This is a genomic window from Photobacterium nomapromontoriensis (assembly GCF_050336815.1).
GTDB classification, from domain to species: Bacteria; Pseudomonadota; Gammaproteobacteria; order Enterobacterales; family Vibrionaceae; genus Photobacterium; species Photobacterium nomapromontoriensis.
This window is the reverse complement of the sequence record NZ_JAKJSL010000104.1, coordinates 1-681: the sequence shown is the minus strand read 5'-3', so window position 1 is coordinate 681 and position 681 is coordinate 1. Positions and strand designations below refer to the sequence as shown.

The 681-nt window shown below is 47.9% G+C and carries 1 protein-coding gene; it reads right to left on the bottom strand.

The window, feature by feature from the left end; all coding sequences use genetic code 11:
• Positions 1-415: 415 nt before the first annotated feature.
• A partial coding sequence (locus tag L4D12_RS25515) for an integrase core domain-containing protein (protein ID WP_428450590.1) occupies positions 416-681 on the bottom strand: 266 nt, incomplete at its 5' end.

Below are 681 nucleotides of genomic sequence, written 5' to 3'. Positions count from 1 at the left end.
GACTAGGGACGAGTAGGAGCGGGAAGAGCAGTTAAGAGCGAGGGACGAGGGGCGAGGAAAAGCGGTAAAGCGGTAAAGCGGTAAAGCGGTAAAGCGGTAAAGCGGTAAAGCGGTAAAGCGGTAAAGCGGTAAAGCGGTAAAGCGGTAAAGCGGTAAAATTTAGAGGAACGAGACAATAGGGACGAGGAAAAGCGGAAAGCAAAGAAACTTCTGGTCCTGTGGTCCTGTGGTCCTGTGGTCCTGTGGTCCTGTGGTCCTGTAAGCAGGATCGAGGAACGAGTTTCGAGTATAAAGGAAAAAGAGCACATTCTGCTAACCTGTCCCTGCTTTTATTCCGCTATTAACCCGCTCTTCTTAGAAACTCGTCCCTAACTCCTAAAGCTCTTCCATAGGGCCACAGGGCCAAGTGTAGTGGTCAACTAAAATTGGCCACGGTTTTAGAGTTTTCCCAATATAATCGTTCAGACTCATTAGGAGTTAGACCACCGTTATACTGATGTGGCCTGAGTTGGCAGTAATATCCAATGATGTAGCGAGTGATCTCTTGTTGAGCCTCAGCAAAGCTACGATAACCCACCGTTGGCACCCATTCCGTTTTCAGACTTCTAAAGAAGCGCTCCATCGGTGCATTATCCCAACAGTTTCCTCTGCGAGATAAACTCTGTTTTATTTGAAAACGCC